Source organism: Flavobacterium sp. ACN2 (assembly GCF_002303885.1).
GTDB lineage: Bacteria > Bacteroidota > Bacteroidia > Flavobacteriales > Flavobacteriaceae > Flavobacterium.
The window spans coordinates 1-22809 of the sequence record NZ_MRCM01000001.1; the positions used below are offsets into that span (position 1 = coordinate 1).

Annotated in this window: 19 protein-coding genes; 14 read left to right on the forward strand and 5 right to left on the reverse strand. The window is 35.2% G+C overall.

Features of this window, described 5'->3' with window-relative positions; genetic code table 11:
* Window positions 1-100 precede the first annotated feature (100 nt).
* Window positions 101-844, reverse strand: a complete 744-nt coding sequence (locus BSF41_RS00005) for an SDR family oxidoreductase (protein ID WP_095927487.1) — start codon at window positions 842-844, stop codon at window positions 101-103.
* A 326-nt stretch (window positions 845-1170) separates the two neighbouring features.
* On the opposite strand from BSF41_RS00005, the gene kaiC reads away from it, so the two are divergent.
* The 7 genes from kaiC to BSF41_RS00040 all read left to right on the forward strand — a co-directional run bounded on the left by kaiC (window position 1171) and on the right by BSF41_RS00040 (window position 7237).
* Entirely contained in the window at window positions 1171-2844 is a 1674-nt protein-coding gene (kaiC, locus tag BSF41_RS00010; RefSeq protein WP_095927488.1) for a circadian clock protein KaiC, read from the forward strand.
* Window positions 2845-2849: 5 nt separating this feature from the next.
* On the forward strand, window positions 2850-3143 hold the full coding sequence (locus BSF41_RS00015) for a circadian clock KaiB family protein (protein WP_095927489.1): 294 nt from the start codon (window positions 2850-2852) through the stop codon (window positions 3141-3143).
* 2 nt (window positions 3144-3145) lie between these two features.
* Window positions 3146-3445 carry a circadian clock KaiB family protein gene (locus BSF41_RS00020; RefSeq protein WP_095927490.1) on the forward strand — a complete coding sequence of 100 codons (300 nt, stop codon included), beginning with the start codon at window positions 3146-3148 and terminating at the stop codon, window positions 3443-3445.
* 1 nt (window position 3446) lies between these two features.
* Window positions 3447-4700, forward strand: coding sequence for an ATP-binding protein (locus BSF41_RS00025; protein ID WP_095927491.1), 1254 nt, complete (start codon window positions 3447-3449; stop codon window positions 4698-4700).
* Window position 4701: 1 nt separating this feature from the next.
* Window positions 4702-5106 carry a response regulator gene (locus BSF41_RS00030; RefSeq protein ID WP_095927492.1) on the forward strand — a complete coding sequence of 135 codons (405 nt, stop codon included), beginning with the start codon at window positions 4702-4704 and terminating at the stop codon, window positions 5104-5106.
* Between the two features lie 91 nt (window positions 5107-5197).
* Window positions 5198-5533 carry a helix-turn-helix domain-containing protein gene (locus tag BSF41_RS00035; protein ID WP_095927493.1) on the forward strand — a complete coding sequence of 112 codons (336 nt, stop codon included), beginning with the start codon at window positions 5198-5200 and terminating at the stop codon, window positions 5531-5533.
* A 627-nt stretch (window positions 5534-6160) separates the two neighbouring features.
* Window positions 6161-7237 (forward strand): calcium:proton antiporter, encoded by a 1077-nt coding sequence (locus BSF41_RS00040; RefSeq protein ID WP_095927494.1) that lies wholly within the window; start codon window positions 6161-6163, stop codon window positions 7235-7237.
* A gap of 76 nt (window positions 7238-7313) precedes the next feature.
* Here BSF41_RS00040 and BSF41_RS00045 read toward each other — a convergent pair whose 3' ends face one another.
* Entirely contained in the window at window positions 7314-9077 is a 1764-nt protein-coding gene (locus BSF41_RS00045) for a hypothetical protein (RefSeq protein WP_095927495.1), read from the reverse strand.
* 432 nt (window positions 9078-9509) lie between these two features.
* Between BSF41_RS00045 and gndA the strand changes: the two genes are divergently transcribed.
* The 4 genes from gndA (at window position 9510) to BSF41_RS00065 (ending at window position 15229) form a co-directional block, all read left to right on the forward strand.
* The gene (gene gndA, locus BSF41_RS00050; RefSeq protein WP_095927833.1) at window positions 9510-10919 is read left to right on the forward strand and encodes an NADP-dependent phosphogluconate dehydrogenase; all 1410 of its coding nucleotides are present in this window, start codon (window positions 9510-9512) and stop codon (window positions 10917-10919) included.
* 27 nt (window positions 10920-10946) lie between these two features.
* Window positions 10947-12479 carry a glucose-6-phosphate dehydrogenase gene (gene zwf, locus BSF41_RS00055; RefSeq protein WP_095927496.1) on the forward strand — a complete coding sequence of 511 codons (1533 nt, stop codon included), beginning with the start codon at window positions 10947-10949 and terminating at the stop codon, window positions 12477-12479.
* On the forward strand, window positions 12460-13176 hold the full coding sequence (pgl, locus tag BSF41_RS00060; RefSeq protein ID WP_095927497.1) for a 6-phosphogluconolactonase: 717 nt from the start codon (window positions 12460-12462) through the stop codon (window positions 13174-13176). The genes zwf and pgl overlap by 20 nt, the downstream gene beginning before the upstream one ends.
* 328 nt (window positions 13177-13504) lie before the next feature.
* Window positions 13505-15229 (forward strand): hypothetical protein, encoded by a 1725-nt coding sequence (locus BSF41_RS00065; protein ID WP_095927498.1) that lies wholly within the window; start codon window positions 13505-13507, stop codon window positions 15227-15229.
* A gap of 198 nt (window positions 15230-15427) precedes the next feature.
* Here BSF41_RS00065 and BSF41_RS00070 read toward each other — a convergent pair whose 3' ends face one another.
* The 3 genes from BSF41_RS00070 to BSF41_RS00080 all read right to left on the reverse strand — a co-directional run bounded on the left by BSF41_RS00070 (window position 15428) and on the right by BSF41_RS00080 (window position 17547).
* Window positions 15428-15793, reverse strand: coding sequence for a hypothetical protein (locus tag BSF41_RS00070; RefSeq protein ID WP_095927499.1), 366 nt, complete (start codon window positions 15791-15793; stop codon window positions 15428-15430).
* A complete protein-coding gene (locus BSF41_RS00075; RefSeq protein WP_095927500.1) occupies window positions 15790-15999 on the reverse strand; it encodes a hypothetical protein in 210 nt (69 codons plus the stop codon). The genes BSF41_RS00070 and BSF41_RS00075 overlap by 4 nt, the downstream gene beginning before the upstream one ends.
* A 552-nt stretch (window positions 16000-16551) precedes the next feature.
* The gene (locus tag BSF41_RS00080) at window positions 16552-17547 is read right to left on the reverse strand and encodes a succinylglutamate desuccinylase/aspartoacylase family protein (RefSeq protein ID WP_253251735.1); all 996 of its coding nucleotides are present in this window, start codon (window positions 17545-17547) and stop codon (window positions 16552-16554) included.
* A gap of 345 nt (window positions 17548-17892) precedes the next feature.
* Here BSF41_RS00080 and BSF41_RS23585 point away from each other — a divergent pair, with 345 nt between their 5' ends.
* From BSF41_RS23585 to BSF41_RS00090, 3 genes are all read left to right on the forward strand, one after another.
* Window positions 17893-18252, forward strand: a complete 360-nt coding sequence (locus BSF41_RS23585; protein ID WP_141248100.1) for a hypothetical protein — start codon at window positions 17893-17895, stop codon at window positions 18250-18252.
* Between the two features lie 228 nt (window positions 18253-18480).
* Complete coding sequence (locus BSF41_RS00085; protein WP_253251736.1) at window positions 18481-19575, forward strand: efflux RND transporter periplasmic adaptor subunit; 1095 nt, start codon at window positions 18481-18483, stop codon at window positions 19573-19575.
* Between the two features lie 50 nt (window positions 19576-19625).
* The gene (locus tag BSF41_RS00090; RefSeq protein WP_095927502.1) at window positions 19626-22742 is read left to right on the forward strand and encodes an efflux RND transporter permease subunit; all 3117 of its coding nucleotides are present in this window, start codon (window positions 19626-19628) and stop codon (window positions 22740-22742) included.
* The last annotated feature ends 67 nt before the right edge of the window (window positions 22743-22809 follow it).

Here is a 22809-nt window from a genome sequence, read left to right on the forward strand (position 1 = left end):
GAATGTAGAATTATCTGATCAATTAGAATTTAAAATTCAACACTTTTAAAAAAAAAAAGAGCTTGCTGATACAAGCTCTTTTTATTGATATAAACTAAATTCACCCCAAACTCATCCCACCATCCATAATAACATCAGCCCCAGTCATAAACACCGCAGCTTCACTACTTAGGTAAGAAACCATTTTAGCCACATCTTCTGCCCTTCCCATTTGTTTTAGCGGGACTTTTTCTACTACGACATCCATAATGCCTTTTACGGTGGTTTCGTCTAGGCCTACTTTGTTCATGACTTCGGTTTGAGTTGGTCCTGGGCTAACCGAATTGACACGAATCTTTCTTGGTGCTAATTCTAAAGCCGCCGATCTCATAAACGAATTCAAAGCGGTTTTACTCGCCGAATAAACCGAAGATTCCGGACCCGGCATACTTGCAGTATTCGAAGAAAGAAATACCACCGAAGCACCATCTTTCAAAATCGGGATAAATTTGCTTAAAGTGAAAAAAGCTCCTTTTAGATTCACATTCATAATGCTGTCGTATAATTCTTCCGTAGTTTGTTCAATTGTTCCTAAACCTGCAATTCCTGCATTGATAAACAAAATATCAACCGAACCGAAATCGGTTTTTAACTTTTCAGCCAGTTTTTCGATATCCAAAATATTCGATTGGTCTGCTGTAATGGCTGTAACGCCTAGTTCTAAAGCTGCTTTTTCTATGGCTTCTTTTCTTCTTCCTGTAATAATTACTTCTGCTCCTTGATTTTTTAATAATTGGGCTGTAGCATATCCTATTCCACTGTTTCCACCAGTTATCACTGCCACTTTATTTTTTAAATTATCCATTTTATATGTGTTTTAAATTAATGAGACAAAGGTAAATTCAAAATGGTATAACTTTGTAACCAGTATCATAAAGTATACCAGAAGTACATTTTAACAGTTAAATAGTATTGAAAAATAAGTTTTAGTAAAAAGTCTTATTTTAATGTTAAATATTGAATTTGTATTCTTTACTTTTTTGGTTAAAATTCTTCGATTAATTTAGATTTTCAAATCAATTCTCTTAATTTATTTTTAAAACTTCATTAAACGCCTGTTAAATCTTAATCAGAATTCATTGAAAATTCTTCAGAAAAAGGTATATTTGAGTAATACAGAAATTTATTATCGTGCAAGAAAAAACAAAATCACATAGTTTTATATTTCCAAAAACTCCTACTGGAGTCGATGGATTAGATGAGATTACAGAAGGTGGATTTCCGCAAGGACGACCAACTTTAATCTGCGGTGGTGCGGGATGCGGTAAGACTTTATTGTCTATGCAGTTCCTTATAAAAGGAATTACAGAGCATAACGAACCAGGAGTTTTCATGTCTTTTGAAGAACCTTCAGACGACTTGACTCTAAATGTTAAATCATTAGGCTTTGACCTTGAACAGCTTAAAAAAGATAAAAAGCTTGTTGTAGATCATGTTCGCGTTGAAAGATCAGAAATTGAGGAAGCAGGCGAATACGATCTTGACGGCTTATTTATTCGTTTAGGACACGCTATCGATTCTATAAAAGCCACTCGTGTTGTATTGGACACAATCGAATCGCTGTTTGCTGGTCTGGACAATCAAGCCATTTTACGAGCTGAATTACGAAGGTTGTTTCATTGGTTAAAAACAAAAGGCGTAACAGCAATCATCACTGGAGAGCGCGGTGAAGCGACTCTAACCCGTCAAGGTCTGGAAGAATACGTTTCAGACTGCGTAATTGTTCTTGATCATCGTGTAATTGAACAGGTTTCGACTAGAAGGCTTCGAATTGTAAAATACAGAGGTTCAACACATGGAACAAATGAATATCCGTTTTTAATTGATGAAGAAGGAATTTCGGTTCTTCCAATCACTTCTCTAAAATTGGATAACGAAGTTTCCTCAGATATTATTTCTACAGGTGTTCCTGGATTAAATGAAATGTTTCATGGTGGCGGTTTCTACAGAGGAAGCAATATTTTGGTTTCGGGAACTGCGGGAACGGCTAAAACGACAGTCGCCTGTTATTTTGCCAATGAACAATGCGAAAAGAACGAAAAAACGATTTACTTCGCCTTTGAGGAATCACCGCATCAATTGGTTCGCAACATGAAATCAATTGGAGTAGATCTGGAAAAACACATCAAAAAAGGCATTTTGCAAATACATTCTTCCCGTCCGTCATTAAACGGTTTAGAACTACATTTGCTTACGCTTAGAAAGTTAATCAAAGAATTTGAACCTACTACCATTATTATTGACCCGATCAGTAATCTTATTTCGGTAGGAAGTGAACACGAAGTGCGCTCTATGCTGGTACGATTAATTGATATGCTGAAAGCCAATAATATTACGGCCATGTTTACGTCGTTAAACAAACAAACCGACACTGTTAGACCTGATTTGGCAGAAGAATCGGTTTCGTCATTGGTGGATACCTGGATTACCGTTCGCGATATGGAAGGTGTTGGCGAAAGAAACCGCGGTATTTTTATCATCAAAGCACGCGGAATGGGGCATTCTAACCAAGTTAGAGAATTTGTCATAACGAGTAACGGAATTGAATTGCTAGATGTTGAATTAGGTCCGCAGGGAATTTTGACGGGAGCGGCGCGAAAGTCTTATCAATTCAAAAAAACCATCTCGGATATTAAGCTTCAAAACGAAATCAGTCGAAAAGACAGGGAAATTGAGCGTAAACGCAAAGTCCTTGAGGCGAATATTGAAGCATTGAGAACAGAATTTGAATCGGCTGAAGAAGAACTTAGCATCCTTAAAGCAACAGAAGAATTGCAGGAAAAACTGTCTTCTAAGAAAAAATAAATAAAATGAAAAAAGAAGTAGCCGAATGGCAATTATTGCTTTATATAGCAGGGCAAACGCCAAAATCGATCAAGGCGCTGGAAAACATAAAGAAGTATGCCGAGGAGCATTTAAAAGGAAAATACAGCATCGAGATTATCGATTTGCTGAAGAATCCGCAATTGGCAGAAGGCGATCAGATTTTGGCCGTACCTACTTTGGTGCGTAAATTTCCCGAGCCTATTCGTAAAATTATAGGTGACCTTTCTAATGAAGAAAGAGTGCTTGTAGGGCTGAACATCAAACCTATAAACTCTTAATCATGGAAGATTCATCTGATGGCACTAGTACAACCAAACATAAGTTTATGCTTTTTGTTTCAGGTATGTCTGTTAAATCAGGACATGCAATCGAAAATATACGCAAAATATGCGACACCTATCTCACCAACAATTATGAATTAGAAATTGTTGATATCAGCCGTGATAAAGAACAGGCTGTGATTCATCAAATTGTAGCCATTCCTACCTTGATCAAAACACAGCCAGAACCTAAAAGAATCATTTTAGGAGATTTATCAGATAAAGAAAAAGTATTATACATACTTAATATAAGCAAATAAATTGAAGGAAGATAAAAAAAATATTGCCGCTCTATTAGCCGAAATTGAGTCATTGAAAGAAGAACTTTATGAGTCAAACAGTATTGTTAATGCTATAAAACAAGGAGATGTTGATGCGCTTGTGGTAAGCAGTAATGGAGTTCCCGAACTGTATTCTCTAGAAACTGCCGATTATACGTATCGTCTTCTTATAGAGAAATTCGGTCAGGGCGCGCTGAGTATTTCAAGAAATGGATTGATACTATACTGCAATGAGCAATTTTCAAAATTAGTCGGCCTTCCTTCAGAGAAAATAACAGGAACGTACATTTATGAATATTTTACAAACCAAACGCAGTTTGTTTCTCTTATAGAAGCATTGAGATATGGAATTACTAAACATGAAATACTTCTAAAATCGGAAAATGAAAAAACTTTTCCAGCTTATATCGCTTTAACTGATCTGGAACCCGCTGTAGAAGCCATTGGGGTTGTAATTACCGATTTGACCGAAAAGAAAAAGCATGAGGAAGCTCTAATTCGCCATCAGAAAGAATTGGAAGAAAAAATAAACGAACTGAATAAAATCAATCGTAATCTAGAGGAATTTATTCATGTAATATCACACGATTTAAAAGAACCGCTGCGGAAAATTGTCATGAATACCAGCAGAATTGACGGAAGCTATTTTAAAGAAGCCGATACAAAAGCGGTAAATGTCATGAAATTATCGGCTTTAAGATTAAATTCGCTTGTAGACGATTTAGTGCAGTATTCTTCGCATACCGCGCAGGAAGAACGAACGGAAATAGATTTAAGAACCATAATTTCGGAAGTTATTGAGGATTTTGAAATTATAATATCTGATAAAAAAGCCGTTATCAAAACAGGAAAAGTCCCCATTATTAAAGCTTCTCGCGTACAGATGAGACAGCTTTTCTCTAATCTTATTTCAAACGCCATTAAATATAGCAAAACAGATATTGCTCCTATTATAGAAATTTCGCAGGAAGAAAATTTAGATAGTGAAATACCGAATCAAAATGCTAAATTTGTAAAGGTTCAGATAAAAGACAACGGTATTGGAATGGAAGAAAGCCATTTGCTTAAAATATTTGTCATTTTTCAGCGCCTGCATGCCAGAAACGAATACTCAGGAAACGGTATTGGCCTCGCGATCTGTAAAAAGATAATGGAAAACCATTCTGGAAATATTACCGTTGAAAGTACATTGAACAAAGGAACCATATTTAACCTTTACTTCCCGATCTTATAAAATGCCGGAAAAATATAATTTACATATCGTAATTGCTGAAGATGACATAGATGATGCAGATGTTATTGCAGAAACTTTTACCAAAAATCCAAATTTTAGCAAAGTCAGTCTTGTTGCCAATGGCGAGGAACTGCTTAATTATCTAAAAAACGGTTCGAACGAAAATCCCGATGTTATTCTTACCGATATCAATATGCCCATTATTGACGGTATTGAAGCTTTGCAAGAAATTCTTAGCAATGATGAATTAAAAAATATTCCGTGTTTTGTTTATTCAACAAGCATTAATCCTTCTTACAAAGAAAAATGCGATGATATGGGCGTAAAAGCCTACTTAATTAAACCATATTCTTTTGAAGCTTTCGCTGAAATTCCGAAAACTATTTTGAGCATTATTGAAGCTTAAATTTCATTCCATCTTAATTTTTTTTTCATTATTTTAGAATTATGGTATAACTTTGTAACCAGTGAATTTTCTAAACTAATGCTGTTTTGTTATGGAAAGAAATCAGAAAGAAGAAGTACAAGCGCTTCAAGACACTTTACATGTTTTGGGTGGTAAATGGCGATTGCCAATCATCAATTCCATCTGTAACGGAAATAACCGTTTCAGGGAAATCGAACGCAGTATTCCGGGAATTACGACACGCATGCTTTCGCGAGAACTCAAAGAAATGGAGATCAATATGCTGATCAAAAGAACCGAAGACCGCGATGCCGAAATTCAGGTTAAATACGAATCCACGCCGTATTGCAAATCTTTCGGTCCAGTAATCGAAGAAATGATCAAATGGGGAAAATTACATCGTAAAGAGATTATTCGAAACTCTTAAAATATTCTCCCGCAGATTTTGCAGATTATGCAAATCAAAAAAAAATCTGCTTTATCAGCTGAATCTGCGAGAAAAAAAAATAGAGAAACTTTAATTTTTTTTCTTAAACACATAGAAACATAGATTTTTTTGCTCTAGAAAAGAATTAAAAAAAGAAATTAATTTCTAACACATAGTCTTAGTACGAAGCCAACTTTGACAAAGTTTAAACTATTAAGGAAAATTGCATGAAAGGAAATCATCAGAAATTCTTAAAATACTCTCCCGCTGATTTTGCAGATTTAGCAGATTCTGTTAATCAAAAAAAATCTGCTTTATCAGCTAGATCTGCGAGAGAAAAATAGAAATACGCTAGAATTGTTTTAGGCACGAAGCGAACTTTGACAAAGTTTAAACTATTAAGGAAAAATCGCATCGAAAGGAAATCATCAAAATTCTTAAAGAAAGTTGTAATTTTATCTGTGGTAAAATGCACTTTTTGATTCAAAACACTCTCAAATAAACTTAAAAAGTGCTTAAAAATGCTTTTTTTTATCATTTTTAGCTATAAAAGTTCTATCTTACAAAAAAGGTAAAAGCCGATTCTGTTGGCCCTATCGGCAGTATAAACTTTAAAAACTACAAAAAATGAAACAATTATTACAGTGGACCATCATTATTCCAATCCTTTCGTGGGTTCTTTTATTTAGCGGACTGATCGCCGACAGCAGCATCTTTCAGATTGTTGCTAGTATCTTGCTTATTCTGAGCGTAATGTCTGCCGTACATCATTCTGAAATCATTGCAGAACGCGTAGGAGAACCATACGGAACCATAATTTTGGCTATTTCTATTACTGTAATTGAAGTTTCTATAATTGTTTCTTTAATGCTTTCTGAAGGTTCTGAGGCCGCATCTTTGGCCAGAGACACTGTTTATGCCGCCACCATGCTGATCTTGAACGGAATTATTGGATTGTGTCTACTTATTGGAAGCATCAAACATTACGAACAGAATTTCTCTACTTCTTCAGTAACCATTGGTTTGGTTTCGCTTATTTCGATTATTGTATTCACTTTAGTGTTTCCTACATTTACAGAGAGTGTTCACGGCTCTTATTATTCAACACCTCAATTGATCTTTGCTTCTATTGCCTGTCTGGTTATTTACGGTTCTTTTTTGTTCGCACAAACCAAAGGGTATCGCCAATATTTTCTAACCAATACCACGAGCGAGGACGAATCTAAAACACATCCAATCGAAATTAATAACAAAACATTTTATACAAGTCTTGTTTTTCTATTGGTGAGTTTAGGAATTGTGGTCTTACTGGCCAAAACCCTCTCGCCTACTATCGAAACTATTATTATAAGTCACAATCTTCCAAAATCTTTGGTTGGGGTTGTAATTGCCATCATTATTTTATTGCCAGAAGCGATCGCAGCGATAATTGCAGCCAAAAAAAACCGATTGCAAACGAGTTTAAATCTAGCTTTAGGTTCTGCTCTTGCCAGTATTGGTTTGACTATTCCAACTGTTGCGCTCGTTTGTATCCTAATGGGAATTCCAATTGTTTTAGGACTTGACATTAAATCTATTGTTCTTTTGGCACTGTCTGTTTTTACCGTAATGCTTTCTCTTAGCAAAGGAAAATCGAATATCGTTTACGGCGTTGTGCTTCTAGTCAATTTGTTTGCTTATATGTTTTTGATGATTTATCCTTAAAAGAATGGGATTTAAACACATAGAAACATAGTTTGAAAGCTTATAAAATCAATGTTTATAAGCTTTTTATCATTTTTTAAAACAATGTCAATCCAAAACTCCATCCTATCCATCCTAGAATATCTTTGCTGTTATTGTTGATTATAGTATAGCGTTTGGTACGATCCTGAACAAATGTAGAAGTATTTAAATTGCCGTTTTTATCTTGTTTTTCAGACCAATAAAAATTTAAAGAAGGTCCTGCAGATAGCGCTACACCTTTACACAATTGAAAAGAAAAGGAAGAATCAAATTTAGATAAGGAATTATAGATGTCCCAATTTCCTAAATAAAGATACTGTGTGCTAAATTCGGGATTAAAAGTGAAACGTTTCCCTAATGGAATATTCTTCCCTAATCCAATTCCGAAAGAAAATAGCTTTTCTTCATCGGTTCTATCGCTTCTTCCTGCCATTAAAATGGTGTACATTTTATGGTCTCCTGTTTTTATAGCAAGATTTATGTCTGAAATTTCGTTGCTTGTAATACTAATCTTTTTATAACCGCCTCTTTTAAAGTTTAGCAGACCAAAACTATAACCAGACGGTGAATCTGTAATGTTCACCAATCCAAATTGAACTCCATTTAATTCTTTAGCATAATTAAAAAGACCAGTAATTTGGGCACCACGCACAGTATCTTTTCCAATATTGTAAATTCCCGAAAACTGTAATCCGTTTTGTGAACCCTTTACTGTATTACCAATTCCTGCAATTTGAAGCCCTTTAGAATCTTTATATACGTTGTTGTAGATACCGCCCATTTGCAAACCGACTTGCGAACCTTTTACACTATTATGAATCCCACTTATCTGCAATCCTCTTAAATTGCCAAAAACATTATTATAGATTCCGGCTAACTGAACTCCGTTTACAGATCCTCCAACGGTATTAAATATTCCTGCTATTTGAAGCGCGTCAACATTCATACGATTAATATTGTAAAGTCCTGCCATTTCTAGCCCGCGAACTCCAGCATTATAACCTCCTAATATATTTAACGAAAAATTATTGACAATTTGCGTATTCAGCATTCCTCGAGTGCTGATACTTGGAATTAAAGAAGCCTGTACGGGAACTTTAGAAATAAATCCTCCCAGATTGAGCGCTTGTATTTTTTGTTTAGAAGAAATAAAGAAACGGCCAATTCCTGATCTTTCAATTGCAGAGAAATCTCCATCAATATAATCTGTTTTATTTTTTTTGTCTCCCATCTGAATTTTAATTTCAGATAGAAATACCATCGTTACCGTTTTATAATTCTCCTTAACGGCTGTAAGTTCTATGGCTTGAGGTGCATTTTTTAATCGAAGTTCAAAAAAACCATCTTTATTGGTTAATGTAGACAGTAGCGCATTCTTCTCCAATACACTCACATTTTCAATACGATTATTGGTTTGTGTATCTACAATATAACCGATTACAATTTGCTGTCCGTCACTCATAACAGTGTTTTTTTCTAACACAAGAGCAAGCTCTAAAGGGGCATAACGAACAATAACAAATCCTGGCGATTCTTTCAATTCATATTTGGCACCTAACAACTGATCTAAAACTCCTTTTATGGTTGTATTATCAGCATTAATACTAACGACGCTATCTTTTACAGCTAGTTTACCATAATAAGCAAATCTAAAATTTCCTTTTTCTTCCATTAAGTCCAAAACACTGCCTAATGGCTTCTTATCTGCATGAACAGATATTTCGTTTTCTAATACCGACTGTGCATTTGCTTTAAAAAAGATACCCGAAATAAGGATAAAAAAAATGGATGTAAAAACAAACTTTGTGTTTCTTGGCATATAAAAGGGATATAATAATTTAATGAATTAAATCTTGGATCCAGTGATTGGGTTTCCAAAATTACCTCAATTCCTATATTTTCAATAAACATTTTTATATTTTTTTACTTCTTTTTTCTTACGAACAGTAAACGGCTTCTAATAAAAGTAGTTCACAATTGACATTAGCAGTATTACAACGATTTAGTTGAAAAACAGTCTTAATAAGCGTAATTTTTACACATAAAAAGTATCACAATAAAGACCAAAAGTGAACGATTTTACCCCTTATTTTTCAGCATTTTTCTCTAACTTAGCGCTCTACATTTTGAAATGTAAGATTAAAATAACCATTGTTTTGCTGCAAAACATTGAATGAAAAAGAATTACCATACTTTCTCTTACTTTTTGCTGCAAAAACATTTCTTCTAATAATTTAGTTAATTGAAAACTATGAGCAAATTTGATTTTGGAATTGTAGGACTTGGCGTAATGGGTCGTAACCTACTTTTAAATATCGCCAGCCATAACTTTGCGGCTGCAGGTTTAGACTTAGACACCGAAAAAGTCAATTCTCTTCAACAAGAAGCCGATGCCGACCACACTATTGAAGCGACGACAGATGTAAAACATTTTGTAGAGCTTATTCAGCAGCCAAGAGCGATTATGTTATTGGTTCCTGCGGGAAAACCAGTTGACAGCGCTATCGCTAGTTTATTGCCTCACTTAGATAAAGGAGACATTATTATTGATGGTGGAAACACTTATTTTACAGATACGGACAGAAGATTTATTGAATTGTCTGAAAAAGGAATCCACTTCTTCGGAATGGGAATTTCAGGCGGTGAAAAAGGGGCTCGTTTCGGTCCTGCTATGATGCCTGGAGGAGATCAAAAAGCATACGAAAGACTTCGTCCTATTTTTGAAGCCATTGCGGCAAAAGTAGATGGCGAACCTTGCGTGGAATATTTAGGAAATGGTTCTGCTGGAAACTACGTAAAAATGGTTCACAACGGAATTGAATACGGAATCATGCAGTTGATTTCTGAGATTTATGACTTAATGAAAAGAGGTTATAACTTAGATGATGAAACGATTCAGCAAACTTTTTCCGAATGGAATCAGACTGATGATTTAAGATCGTATTTGATTGAAATTACTGGAAACATCTTAAAACAAAAAGATGAAGACGGAACACAATTAATCAACAAAATATCGGATTGGGCAAGATCTAAAGGAACAGGGAAATGGACTTCGCAAAATGCAATGGATTTACAAGTTCCAGTTCCAACAATCGACGCAGCAGTTAACATGCGCGATATGTCTAAAACCAAACCAGAAAGAATTGAAGCGGCTAAAAAATTAGTTTGGAACGCTGATGAAACAAATGTTTCTCAAAGCGAAGCCATTGCGGCTTTAAAATCGGCTTTATACTTTTCTATCGTGGTGACTTACGCTCAAGGTTTAGCTCAGCTTCACACGGCTTCTAAAGAATACAACTACGGATTAAATCTAGAAACTGTTGCTAAAATCTGGCGTGGCGGATGTATCATTCGTGCGACTATTTTAGAGGATTTCAGAAAAGCATACGTAGCAAAATCAGATTTGCCAAATTTACTTTTGGATGGCGGAATTGCTTCAAAATTAGTAGAAAACCAAGCAGGAATGAGAGCTGTAATTCAGTTCGCAGTTCAAAAAGGATTGCCTGTTTCAGGATTAATGAACTCGTTATCTTATTTTGATGCTTACAGATCTGCTAATCTTCCAACTAATTTAATTCAGGCACAGCGTGATTATTTTGGAGCGCATACTTACGAGCGTATCGATAAAGAAGGCGTTTTCCATACACAATGGGCTGAATAAACAATTAAAGCAACACAACTACACACAATGACTAAAAATAAACTAAAGAATCCAACCATCATTGTCATTTTTGGTGGAACTGGAGATCTAGCAAAGAGAAAGCTCTTCCCCGCTTTCCAAAATCTGTACCTTGACGGACGTATGTCTGAACAGTTTCAGATTATTGCTCTTGGTAGAGCTGAAAAAACCAATGAAGATTTTCGCGCTTATGTAGCAGAAAATCTAAATCTGTTCTCAAGAAGAAAAGGAGTTGATGATCCAGAAACAGAAAAATTTCTTTCACACATCTCTTACCACAGTCTTGATATCGATAAAGAGGAATCGTACATTGGATTAAATGAAAAAATAAACAATTTTGATCTTGCTTTTGGCGAACGCGCTAATCGACTTTTCTATCTTTCGATTACGCCTTCTTTCATTTCAACGATTTCAAGCAATATCAAGAAAATCGGACTTGCTGCTAATGCGAAACAAGATCGTATTATTATCGAAAAACCTTTTGGTTACGATAAAGCTTCTGCAATTGAGTTGAATGAAATGCTTTCGCAGACTTTCAAAGAAGAGCAGATTTACAGAATTGATCACTATTTAGGAAAAGAAACGGTTCAAAATATTTTGGCTTTCCGTTTTGGAAACTCAATGTTCGAACCTTTATGGAGTCGTAATTTTATTGATTTCGTGCAAATTACCGTTGCAGAAGAAGTGGGCGTTGAAGAGCGAGGCGGATTCTATGAAGGTGTTGGTGCATTGAAAGACATGATTCAGAACCACTTGTTTCAGATTTTATGTATGACGGCTATGGAAGCGCCTGCTTCTTTAAATGCTGATGACATTCGTAATCGAAAAGCAGATGTTTTAAAGTCAATTCGCCGTATTAAACCAGAAGAAGTCGATCATTATATTGTAAGAGGTCAGTATGATGCTGGAGAAATAAAAGGAGTTCCTGTTCCGGGTTACCGTCAAGATAAAGGCATTGCGCCAGATTCTAATACAGAAACCTATGTAGCAATGAAAATCTATTTGGACAACTGGAGATGGCAGGGAATTCCGTTCTACTTGCGTTCAGGAAAAAGAATGGAAGAAAAACAATCTTCGATCATTATTCAGTTTAAACCAGTGCCACATTCTTCATTCTCATACGGAAAAGAAGGCATGACACCAAACCGATTGATTATCAACATTCAACCTTCAATGGACATTAAACTGCAGTTTATGACCAAAAAACCAGGTTTATCCATGTCTTTAAGACCTGCAGAAATGGTTTTTGATTATTTTTCTTGTTCTACAATGTCACCAGAAGCTTATGAAACCCTAATTGCAGATGCATTATTGGGAGATCCTACCCTATTTATGCGTTGGGATCAGGTGGAAGAAGCTTGGGATGCAATTGAAACAATTCAGCAAGTTTGGAAAACAACGCCTCCAAAGAATTTCCCAAATTACAAAGCAGGAAGCTGGGGTCCTGAAGAAGCTGATGAATTATTAGCACGTCAAGGCCACAAATGGATTCCGAATACACAAACAAAAGAAGAAGTTTTAAATGATACAGATACACAATAATACAGAAGAAATTAATACTGCAGCTGCAGATCTTTTTGTAGAATCAGCTCAAAAAGCGATTGCTGCAAAAGGCCAATTTACAGCTGTACTTACAGGAGGTTCTTCTCCTGCTGGGATTTACAAATTATTAGCTTCTGATGCTTACAAAAACAAAGTAGACTGGAGTAAAGTTTATATTTTTTGGGGAGATGAAAGATGGGTTCCGCTTAATGATGATTTGAGTAATGCTAAAATGTCTTACTCCACTTTATTGAGCCACGTTCCTATTCCGCAAGAAAACATTTTTGAAATGTACAAAGATGGCATTACACCTGAGGATTATGCAGCTGAATACGAAAAGTCTATTAGGAAAATTTTAGGCGAAGAAGGAAAATTTGACCTGATTCTTTTAGGAATGGGAGATGACGGACATACAGCTTCTCTTTTTCCAGGTGAAGCGGTTCTTGAGGAGCAGACTAAATGGGTTGATGCTTATTATTTAGCTCCACAAAAGATGTATCGCATCACGCTTACAGCTCCGCTAATTAACAAAGCAGAGAAAATTGTAGTGGTAGCTTTTGGAGAAAAGAAAGTTCACGCTTTGAAAGAAGTGACAACTGGAGAATACAATCCGACTTTATACCCAATGCAATTGATTAAACCAGTTTCGGGTGAATTATTGTTTTTGGTGGATAAAGTTGCTGCAGGAACAAACTAAGAAATTATTTATTTCTATATAATTTAAGGTCTATGCTGAAAAGTGTAGACCTTATTTTTTTGTTTTTTTCTCTCGCAGATCTTGCAGATTTGGCAGATATTATAATTAAAAAAATCTCCTGAATCTGCTAAATCTGCGGGAGAACTATAAGCTCAAAGCAATTCTAAAACCGACCACAAAATACTGAAAAACAAATATTTACATAAACCTATTTCTTTTTTATTTAATTTTGTTTAATACTCTCCGTATCAAACCATTATACTATAAGCATATTCTTTATTCTTCTCGAGCTTTTACACTGATTATATAATTTCAAATTAACTTTCTGATGAAATATAATTACTTTCTAATTGCTGTTTTTCTTCTTTTTATTTCCTGTAAAGAAAAAAACACCGAACCCAAATCAGTTAAAGTTAGCGCTTCGCAAGGATGCTATATTCCGAAAACGAACGATAAAGATTGGTATACCCAAAACAAGAAAGCGCCAAAATTTAAAGGTCTCGATGCTGTGAATTTTAAAATTACGACCAATAATCCAGAAGCGCAGGAATATTTCAACCAAGGAATGATGCTCGCTTACGGATTTAATCATGCCGAAGCAGCCAGATCTTTTTATGAAGCTTCGCGTTTAGATCCGAATTGCGCTATGGCGTATTGGGGATTTGCTTATGTTTTAGGCCCGAATTATAATGGCGGAATGGAAGAAGATAATTTTCAGCGTGCTTATGATGCGGCTCAAAAAGCTAAAAAACTTTCTGGAAAATGTTCTCCAAAAGAAATCGCTATGATTGATGCTTTATTGGTGCGTTATGCTAAAAATCCTCCTGCGGATAGAAAACCGCTTGACATTGCGTATGCCGAGGCGATGAAAAAAGTATATACTCAGTTTCCCTCAGATCCAGATATCGGTTCACTTTATGCCGAATCTCAAATGAATCTCCATCCGTGGGATTTGTATGAAAAAGGCACTGGAATACCTAAAAAATGGACTCCCGAAATACTTGCCGTTTTAAACGAATTGATTACAAAAAATCCGAAACATCCAGGCGCACATCATTTTTTGGTTCATACTGTAGAAGCTTCTGCACATCCAGAAAACGGACTTAAAAGTGCCAAATTACTAGAAACTCTAGTTCTAGAATCGGGGCATTTGGTGCATATGCCATCTCATATTTACATTCGTACGGGAGATTATCATGAAGGCACGCTTTCCAACATTGAAGCGGTTCGAATTGATAGTTTGTATTCTACAGCCTGCAATGCACAAGGCGCTTATCCTCTAGCCTATTATCCGCACAATTATCATTTTTTGGTGGCAACGGCTGCTTTAGAAGGAAACTCTCAATTGGCTTGGAAATCGGCTCAAGTATTACAACAGCATATATCTCCCAAAATCATGCGTGAGGCCGGCTGGGGAACTCTACAGCATTATTACAGTATTCCGTATTATATCGTCGTAAAATTCTCGATGTGGGATAAAATTATGGAGATTCCACAACCTGAAAAGGATCTTGTATATCCGAATGCTATTTGGCATTACGCCAAAGGAATGGCTTATCTCGGAAAAAATGATATTACCAATGCCGAAAAACAGCTTGCTTCTCTTAATCAATTAGCCAAAGATAAAACCTTAAAAGAGGTTACCATCTGGAATATCAATACCACCTACGATCTTGTTCAAATTGCTACCAATGTGCTTTCAGCGGGAGTTGAAGTAAAAAAAAATAATTTGGATAAAGCAATTGTACTTTTAAATAAAGCAATAGCAATCGAAGATCAGTTAAATTACAACGAACCGCCTGATTGGTTTTTCTCCGTTAGACATTATTTAGGCACAGTTTTACTTAAAGCAGGAAAATACGCCGAAGCTGAAAAAGTATACAAACAAGATTTACAAACGCTCCCAAAAAATGGCTTCGCCTTAATCGGACTTTATAATTCTTTAACCGCACAGAAAAAAGAAAAAGAGGCTTTACAAATTAAAACCTCTTTTAATAATGCTTGGCGATATGCTGATGTGAAGATTAAGGCTTCTTCAAATATTGTGGAGTGAGTTTAGTTTTACTTTTTTATTTTAAAATTTATTTGAGATGAAATCATGAAAAATCACGTTTGCAATTTCTAAACACAAAAAAATTGCGCAAAGTCAAGACATTTGCGCAGCTTTTCAATTCAAATATGGTACTCTTTCCAGAGCAAGGGGCCTTTTTTATTTAAGAACTCTTTGCAGAGCGGGAAAACTAATAATTTATTATTTTACAAGAATATTATTTTGCTTTTTAACACTATTTTTAATCATGAATTTCCTGATAAAATTATAATTCAAAGGCTTTGATAGGGTATCTTTATTAATATCATGTATGTAATAAGTCAATTTTTCCTTAGGAACTTTATATGGTTCCATTGATGAGTTATTGTCAACAGAGAAAAAAATAAATTTATCGTCGAAACTAAAATCAACAGCTCCTTTATCAATTATTAATTTGTTTTTTTGCAATACAATATTACTATGCCCTCCTTCCTTTACAAATATATAATTACAAGGAAGCTCGAAATTTTGATCTGACATATTACAACCATAAGCGAATACTAAGGATATTAAAACTAATTTTTTCATGGATATTGTTTATATGAACTTAATTGCGGCGCAACTTTTACCGAATTATTTTTAATTGTGTTAAGGCCTGAAAATTTAAAAGTAAAGCTTGTACCTTTACCAGCATAAAGTTGTGCAATTCCTGTAAAAATATTTCTAGGAGACAAAAACTCAGATACTTTTAATGGGTTTGAAAATTCTAAATTAAAATCGTAAAAGTCATCCATTATTTTCACTTGATTATTACCTTTATATTGTAAATTTAATTTTCCAAAAACCCAGCTCTCTGAAGTCTTCCTTGCTACTGCTGCGCAAATGTCTCTGATTTTGCGCCAGCGCAGCTCTTTAATTCGAATTTAGAACTCTTTGTATAGCGCCGCGAAAAATGCCGTGTTAGACAATTCTAAAACTAGAAAAACTGATCTACTTATTGTAAAATTAAATTTACTCTATTCGATTCAATATCCAAATTATAAAGTTTATAATTTAACTGCTTCAACTTATTTAATCATATGTACTAAAAAGAAACTCGTCTCATTTGTTGGTAACATAAAATTCCATTTTTCACTGTCAAGAGAGTTTAAAATTGGAAGATAATAATTATAAGATGAATTATTACTAATCAACAATTTAGCATAACTATTGTTTTTTAAAACTTTGTCAACTATTTCAAATGTTATATCCTTTGCTTTTTTTTTCTTGCGAAAAGCATAAATTCAAAAATAAAAAAAAAACTAATTGCAGTTACTTTTAATGCTTTAATCATCTTTCAAGTTTTTCTAATATCCAATACAAAAAACAGTCTCACCTTTATTCACTGGCGGAGTTCCTATTTTATATAAAACAATTCCAGTTGCGGGTGATTTAATTTCAGCTAAAACCTTTCCAAATTCATTAGAAAAAAATCCGATTTTATCGCCTTTTCTTATGTAATCTCCGCTTTTTAAAGTGCTATTAAAAATTCCAGCAACTTCTGCTTTTACGTATTCCTGATTGTTCAAATAAACGGCTGATGGATTTTTCACAGAAGCTATTCCGTCGCCGTACATTTCCATGTAATTGAGCATATTATAAACTGCTTTTTTGATCAAATGTACCGCTTCTGTCTGCACATTTCCTAATTTACCAGCTTCGATACTTAAAGCTGTTTTTCCGTTTTGAGAAGCTTGTTTGAAAGCATATTTTGCAGGTTCGGTTTTCGTAATCGTATACGGATAAGAAACAATATGATTGATTCCTGAAATCTCTGAAAGTTTACTGCTTAAAAGCGTTTTCTTTTCTTCTGATGCATTATTGTAATAACACACAAAAGGAAGCAAATCTTCGTTGGCATCGCCTCCATGAATATCCAAAAAAACATCCGATTGAGGAATAATCTGTTTCGTGATATAATTAGCAATTTGTTCTGTAATAGTTCCTGTTTCTGAGCCTGGAAAAGCATTATTCAGATTTTTATGGTCTGACGGATTTACAAATGGGGTTCTTTTATAAAATGAACCAACATTGGCAATTGGAACCACAATCAAAGTTCCTTTCAACTTTTTCGGGTCGATTTCTTTGATTAATTCCTGAACTGCTGTAATCGGCGGATATTCAAAACCATGTATTCCCGCAATAATGGTAAAAACAGGTCCTTTTTCTTTTCCAGAAAGTATCGTTACAGGCATGTAATTATAAGGCGAGTCTGTTTTAAAATGAACCAAAGTATCGGTTCTTTTTGCAATGTTTTCTTTTATTAATTTTTCTAGATATTGTCCATAACTAATTATACTCATCAATAGCATTAATTTTGTTCCAAAAAGCTTTAAATAATTCACGTGGTATTCTTTTTATTATGAGAAACAAAGTTTGTTTCCTTATATTCTTATAGCGCAAAGATAAAAAAGTTTACTCTTTTACTTAATACTCAAAATCCAATCGATACTAACTTATTAATAAGGAACCCAGTAAAAAATCAAAACCTTAAAAACCAACTTCAAATATTATCAAATTTTTAAATCTTACGGTTTTTAGAAAAATTTTAAGAAACCTTACTTTTCAAATTACTATATTTGGCGCACTTTAAACAAATATATTCCCTCTTTCTAAGGAACAAAATTATATAATCTGCTCTACTGTAAATGAAACCCACCAAGTTCATATATGTCGTTTTACTATCGCTGCTTTCTTTTTTTAGAGGTACCGAGACGTATTCGCCAATTTATAGTGCAAGCAACTGCATTACCTTAGATAGTGTTGCAGCAGACGATACGCAAATTTTTTCTTCTGACTTCTCTTCTTCTAAAAATCTAGAAGTTCATTACAAGCTCAAAAAGAAAATGAAATGCAGAGCGACTACTTTGGAACAAAGTACGATCAAAGCTCCGTATTTTTGCAATTTAGTCAACTTCAAAGTCTATAAAGAGACTTTAATATATGGTATAGCTTCAATATACCACATCGAAAGACATCCTCATCTTCATTTGTATCAGCTTTTCTAGGCTTTAAATTTTTGTCGTTTTTATATTTCTATATAATACTCATTTGCTTATGCAATAGAGCTTTTATTGCTATAAAAACATTCTTAAAACGGTACTTTTCTAACAGATAAGCATCCGAAATCCATTTTTATTTTTTGTTTCGATTGTTTTCGAAAACAGAATCCAAATTCATACTCCCGATATTTATTATCAAGGGAGAAAATCTATTTATTCAAAAATTTAAACCTAATGATGAGCATTTATAAAAATCCATTTCTTTTATGCACGTTGGCTTTATTCGTTTTAGTCTCGTGCGGAGATAAATCAAAAAAAGATTCAAACAACATAAAAACGTTTCCTGTTTATAAGGTTACTTTAAAAGACACTATAGTTTCGAGCAAATTTGTTGCCGATGTACATGCTAAAAATAATGTAGAAATTCACGTTCGTATTCCTGGTTTGTTAGACAAGGTATACGTTAGCGAAGGACAAAAAGTAAAAAAAGGGCAAATCCTTTTTAAAATAAGCGATGTTGAACTTCAGATTCAACTTCTAAAAGCCGAAGCCGTTTACAAAAGTGCAAAAGCCGATTTAAGAATAGCAACTGTAGAACTAGAACAGGCTCAAACCCTTTTCAATAAAAAAGTAATTGCAGACAAAGAATTAGAATTATCTAAAGCAAAATATGAAGCCGCTTCCGCTAAAGTAGCCCACGCTGCTGCAGAAAAGAAAGCAATTGACCAACAAATTAGCTTTACCACTATCCGCGCGCCATTTGACGGAACAGTTGACCGTATTCCGTTTAAGGAAGGAAGTTTAGTAGAAAACGGTTCATTATTGACTACTGTTTCTCAATTGGACGATGTGTACGCCTATTTCTCAATTCCTGAGAACACTTATTTCCAAATGATGGAGGATAAAACCTTAAACACGCAAGGCGATATTAGATTGGTATTGCCAAACGGACAAGTTTATGATCAAAAAGGAGAATTAAGAACTGCTGATGGAGATATCGACAAACAAACAGGTTCTATTCAATACAAAGCAAAATTTCACAATCCGCAAGGATTTATCAAACACGGAACTTCTGGAAAACTAATTATTTCAGAGCCAAAAACCAATGCAATTTTAATTCCGCAGAAAGCTGTTTTTTCTATTCAGGACAAACAATACGTTTTTCGCGTGAACAAAGATGGAGTAGTTAAAATGACGAATGTTACAATCGAAACGACTCTAGATGATGTGTATATCTTGAACGAAGGTCTAAAAAGCGACGACCTAATTGTGCAAGAAGGTACGCAATCATTGAGAGACGGCGATAAAATCAACATGAAACAAATGTAGGTTATCGACTTGTAAAACAGTTATTTAATTATTTATCTAAAAAATTTAAAATGATAGAGTTATTTATCAGAAGGAAAATATTGTCATTAATCATCTCGGTTATGATAGTCCTTCTGGGATTGCTGGCGTTGTTTCAGCTTCCCATTACCCAATTCCCAGACATTGTACCACCGTCTGTAACCGTTACAGCAAAATATACAGGAGCAAACGCAGAGGTTTCGGCCAATGCCGTCGCCCTTCCGTTAGAAAGAGCCATAAATGGAGTACCCGGAATGACGTATATGTCAACCGTAACTTCTAACGATGGTTTGACCTTAATTCAGGTTTTCTTTGAAGTAGGAACCGATCCCGATTTGGCTGCTGTAAACGTGCAGAACAGGGTTACCACGATTCTGGACGAACTTCCAGAAGAGGTAATTCGTGCTGGGGTTACAACCGAAAAAGAGGTAAATAGTATGTTGATGTACTTGAACATTACAAGTACCGACAAAACTCAAGACGAACAGTTTATCTTCAACTTTACCGATATTAATATCCTTCAGGAATTAAAACGTATTGATGGTGTCGGACGTGCCGAAATCATGGGTCAGAAAGAATATTCGATGCGTGTTTGGTTAGATCCAGAAAAGATGCTTTCGTATAATATTTCAGCAAATGAAGTTATTAATTCACTTCAAAAACAAAACATTTCTGCTGCACCGGGGAAAGTCGGTGAAGGTTCAGGACAAATGAACAATCAATTACAATATGTAATTAAGTATGGCGGAAAATTCTTCGAGCCAAAACAATATGAAGAAATTCCGCTAAGAGCCAATTCAGACGGAACTATTTTAAGATTAAAAGACATTTCGAAAATCGAATTTGGTGCGATGAGTTACGGAATGGTTTCTAAAACCGACGGAAAACCTTCGGCATCAATCATGTTGAAACAGCGTCCGGGTTCGAATGCTTCTGAAGTTATTGCGAGCGTAAAAGAAAAAATGGCAGAATTGAAAGGGTCTTCTTTTCCTCCTGGAATGGAATTCAACATTGCGTACGACGTTTCGCGTTTCCTTGACGCTTCTATTCATGAAGTATTGAGAACATTAGTTGAAGCCTTTATTTTGGTAGCATTTGTAGTTTTCCTTTTCCTTCAAGATTGGAGATCTACTTTAATTCCAGTATTGGCAGTTCCTGTCGCGCTTATTGGTTCGTTTACGTTTATGTCGATGATGGGATTCTCGATCAACTTATTAACGCTTTTCGCTTTAGTACTTTCCATCGGAATCGTGGTAGATAACGCCATTGTCGTCGTCGAAGCCGTTCACGTAAAAATCTCCGAAGAACACATGTCGCCAATGGAAGCTACCATTAGTGCCATGAAAGAAATTACAGGTGCCGTTATTGCGATTACTATTGTAATGGCTGCGGTATTTATTCCGGTTGCTTTCTTGAGTGGTCCAGTTGGGGTTTTCTATAGGCAGTTTTCTTTAACAATGGCTATTAGTATTGTGATTTCGGGTATTAATGCCCTTACCCTTACTCCTGCCCTTTGCGCTATTATGTTAAAAGCACACGATCCAAATAAAGAGAAAAAATCGCTTTTAGATCGTTTCTTCCACAGATTCAACCATTGGTTCGATAATATTACTTCAAAATACATCAAAGTATTGGTGAAGTTTGCTGATCGTAACACCGTTACAGTTGGTATATTAGTGCTATTCTGTATTTTAACATGGGGAACAACTAAGTTTTTGGCATCTGGATTTATCCCGACTGAAGACCAAGGTATGGTTTACGTAAGTGTTACAACACCACAAGGGGCAACGGTAGAACGTACTGAAAAAGCCCTAGACGAAGTGACTAAAATTGCTCGCGGAATTAAAGGTGTAGACAACGTAACAACTCTTGCTGGATACAGTATTGTAACTGAAATCGCCGGAGCTTCATACGGAATGGGAATGATCAACTTAAAAGACTGGAGCGAACGTGATATTTCGGTTACCGAATTTATGGCCGAACTTACAGAAAAAACCAAAAACATTACCGATGCACAAATCGAGATTTTTGCGCCACCAACCGTTCCAGGTTTTGGTAATACCAGCGGTTTTGAGCTTCGTTTACTGGATAAATCTGGAGGAAGTATTACCAATACCGATAAAGTGACCAAAGAATTCATCAAAGAATTAAATGCTTCGCCAGAAATTCAGAATTCATTTTCGAGTTTTGATGCCACTTTTCCACAGTATTTAATCCATATTGATTATGATTTGGCGGCCAAAAAAGGAATCTCGGTAGACAATGCCATGTCGACTTTACAAACCATGTTAGGTTCTTTTTATGCAACCAATTTTATTCGTTTTTCTCAAATGTATAAAGTAATGGTACAGGCAAGTCCGCAATTCCGTCAAAATCCAGAAAGTATTTTGGATATGTATCTGAAGAATGAAGCTGGCGAAATGGTTCCGTTTTCTACTTTCATCAAATTAGAAAGAGTTTACGGACCTGAGGTTTTAACTCGTTACAACATGTACATGTCGGCTATGATTAACGGTGAACCTGCTGAAGGTTACAGTTCTGGAGATGCCATTGCTGCTGTTGAAAAAATTGCAGCAGAAAAACTTCCTAGCCGTTTTGAACTGGAATGGTCTGGTATGACGCGTGAAGAGATTTTATCAGGAAACCAGACGATTTACATTTTTGCGCTTTGTATACTTTTTGTATACTTATTACTGGCGGCACAATACGAGAGTTTATTGCTTCCGTTCCCTGTATTATTAAGTCTTCCGGTTGGAGTTTTCGGTTCTTACATTGCACTTGTCATGGTCGGACTTGATAATAACATTTATGCCCAAGTAGCACTCGTCATGCTGATTGGTCTGCTCGCCAAGAACGCCATCCTAATTGTTGAGTTTGCGATGGCACAAAATAAACTCGGACGCGATATCGTGGAAGCGGCAATTGAAGGAGCGAGACTTCGTTTCAGACCAATTTTGATGACTTCTTTTGCTTTTATTTCAGGATTGATTCCGTTGTGTATCGCTTCTGGTGCAGGTGCAATTGGTAACCGTTCGATTGGTACAGCAGCTGCGGGAGGAATGTTAATTGGAACTGTGTTTGGTCTTTTAATTATTCCTGGGCTTTACATACTGTTTGCAAAATTGGAAAAACGAATGAGTAAATCTTAATGCGTAATTTTTTAAACACATAGATTCATAGGATTTAAAAAGCGTAAAAAAGGCGTTTCACTAGCAT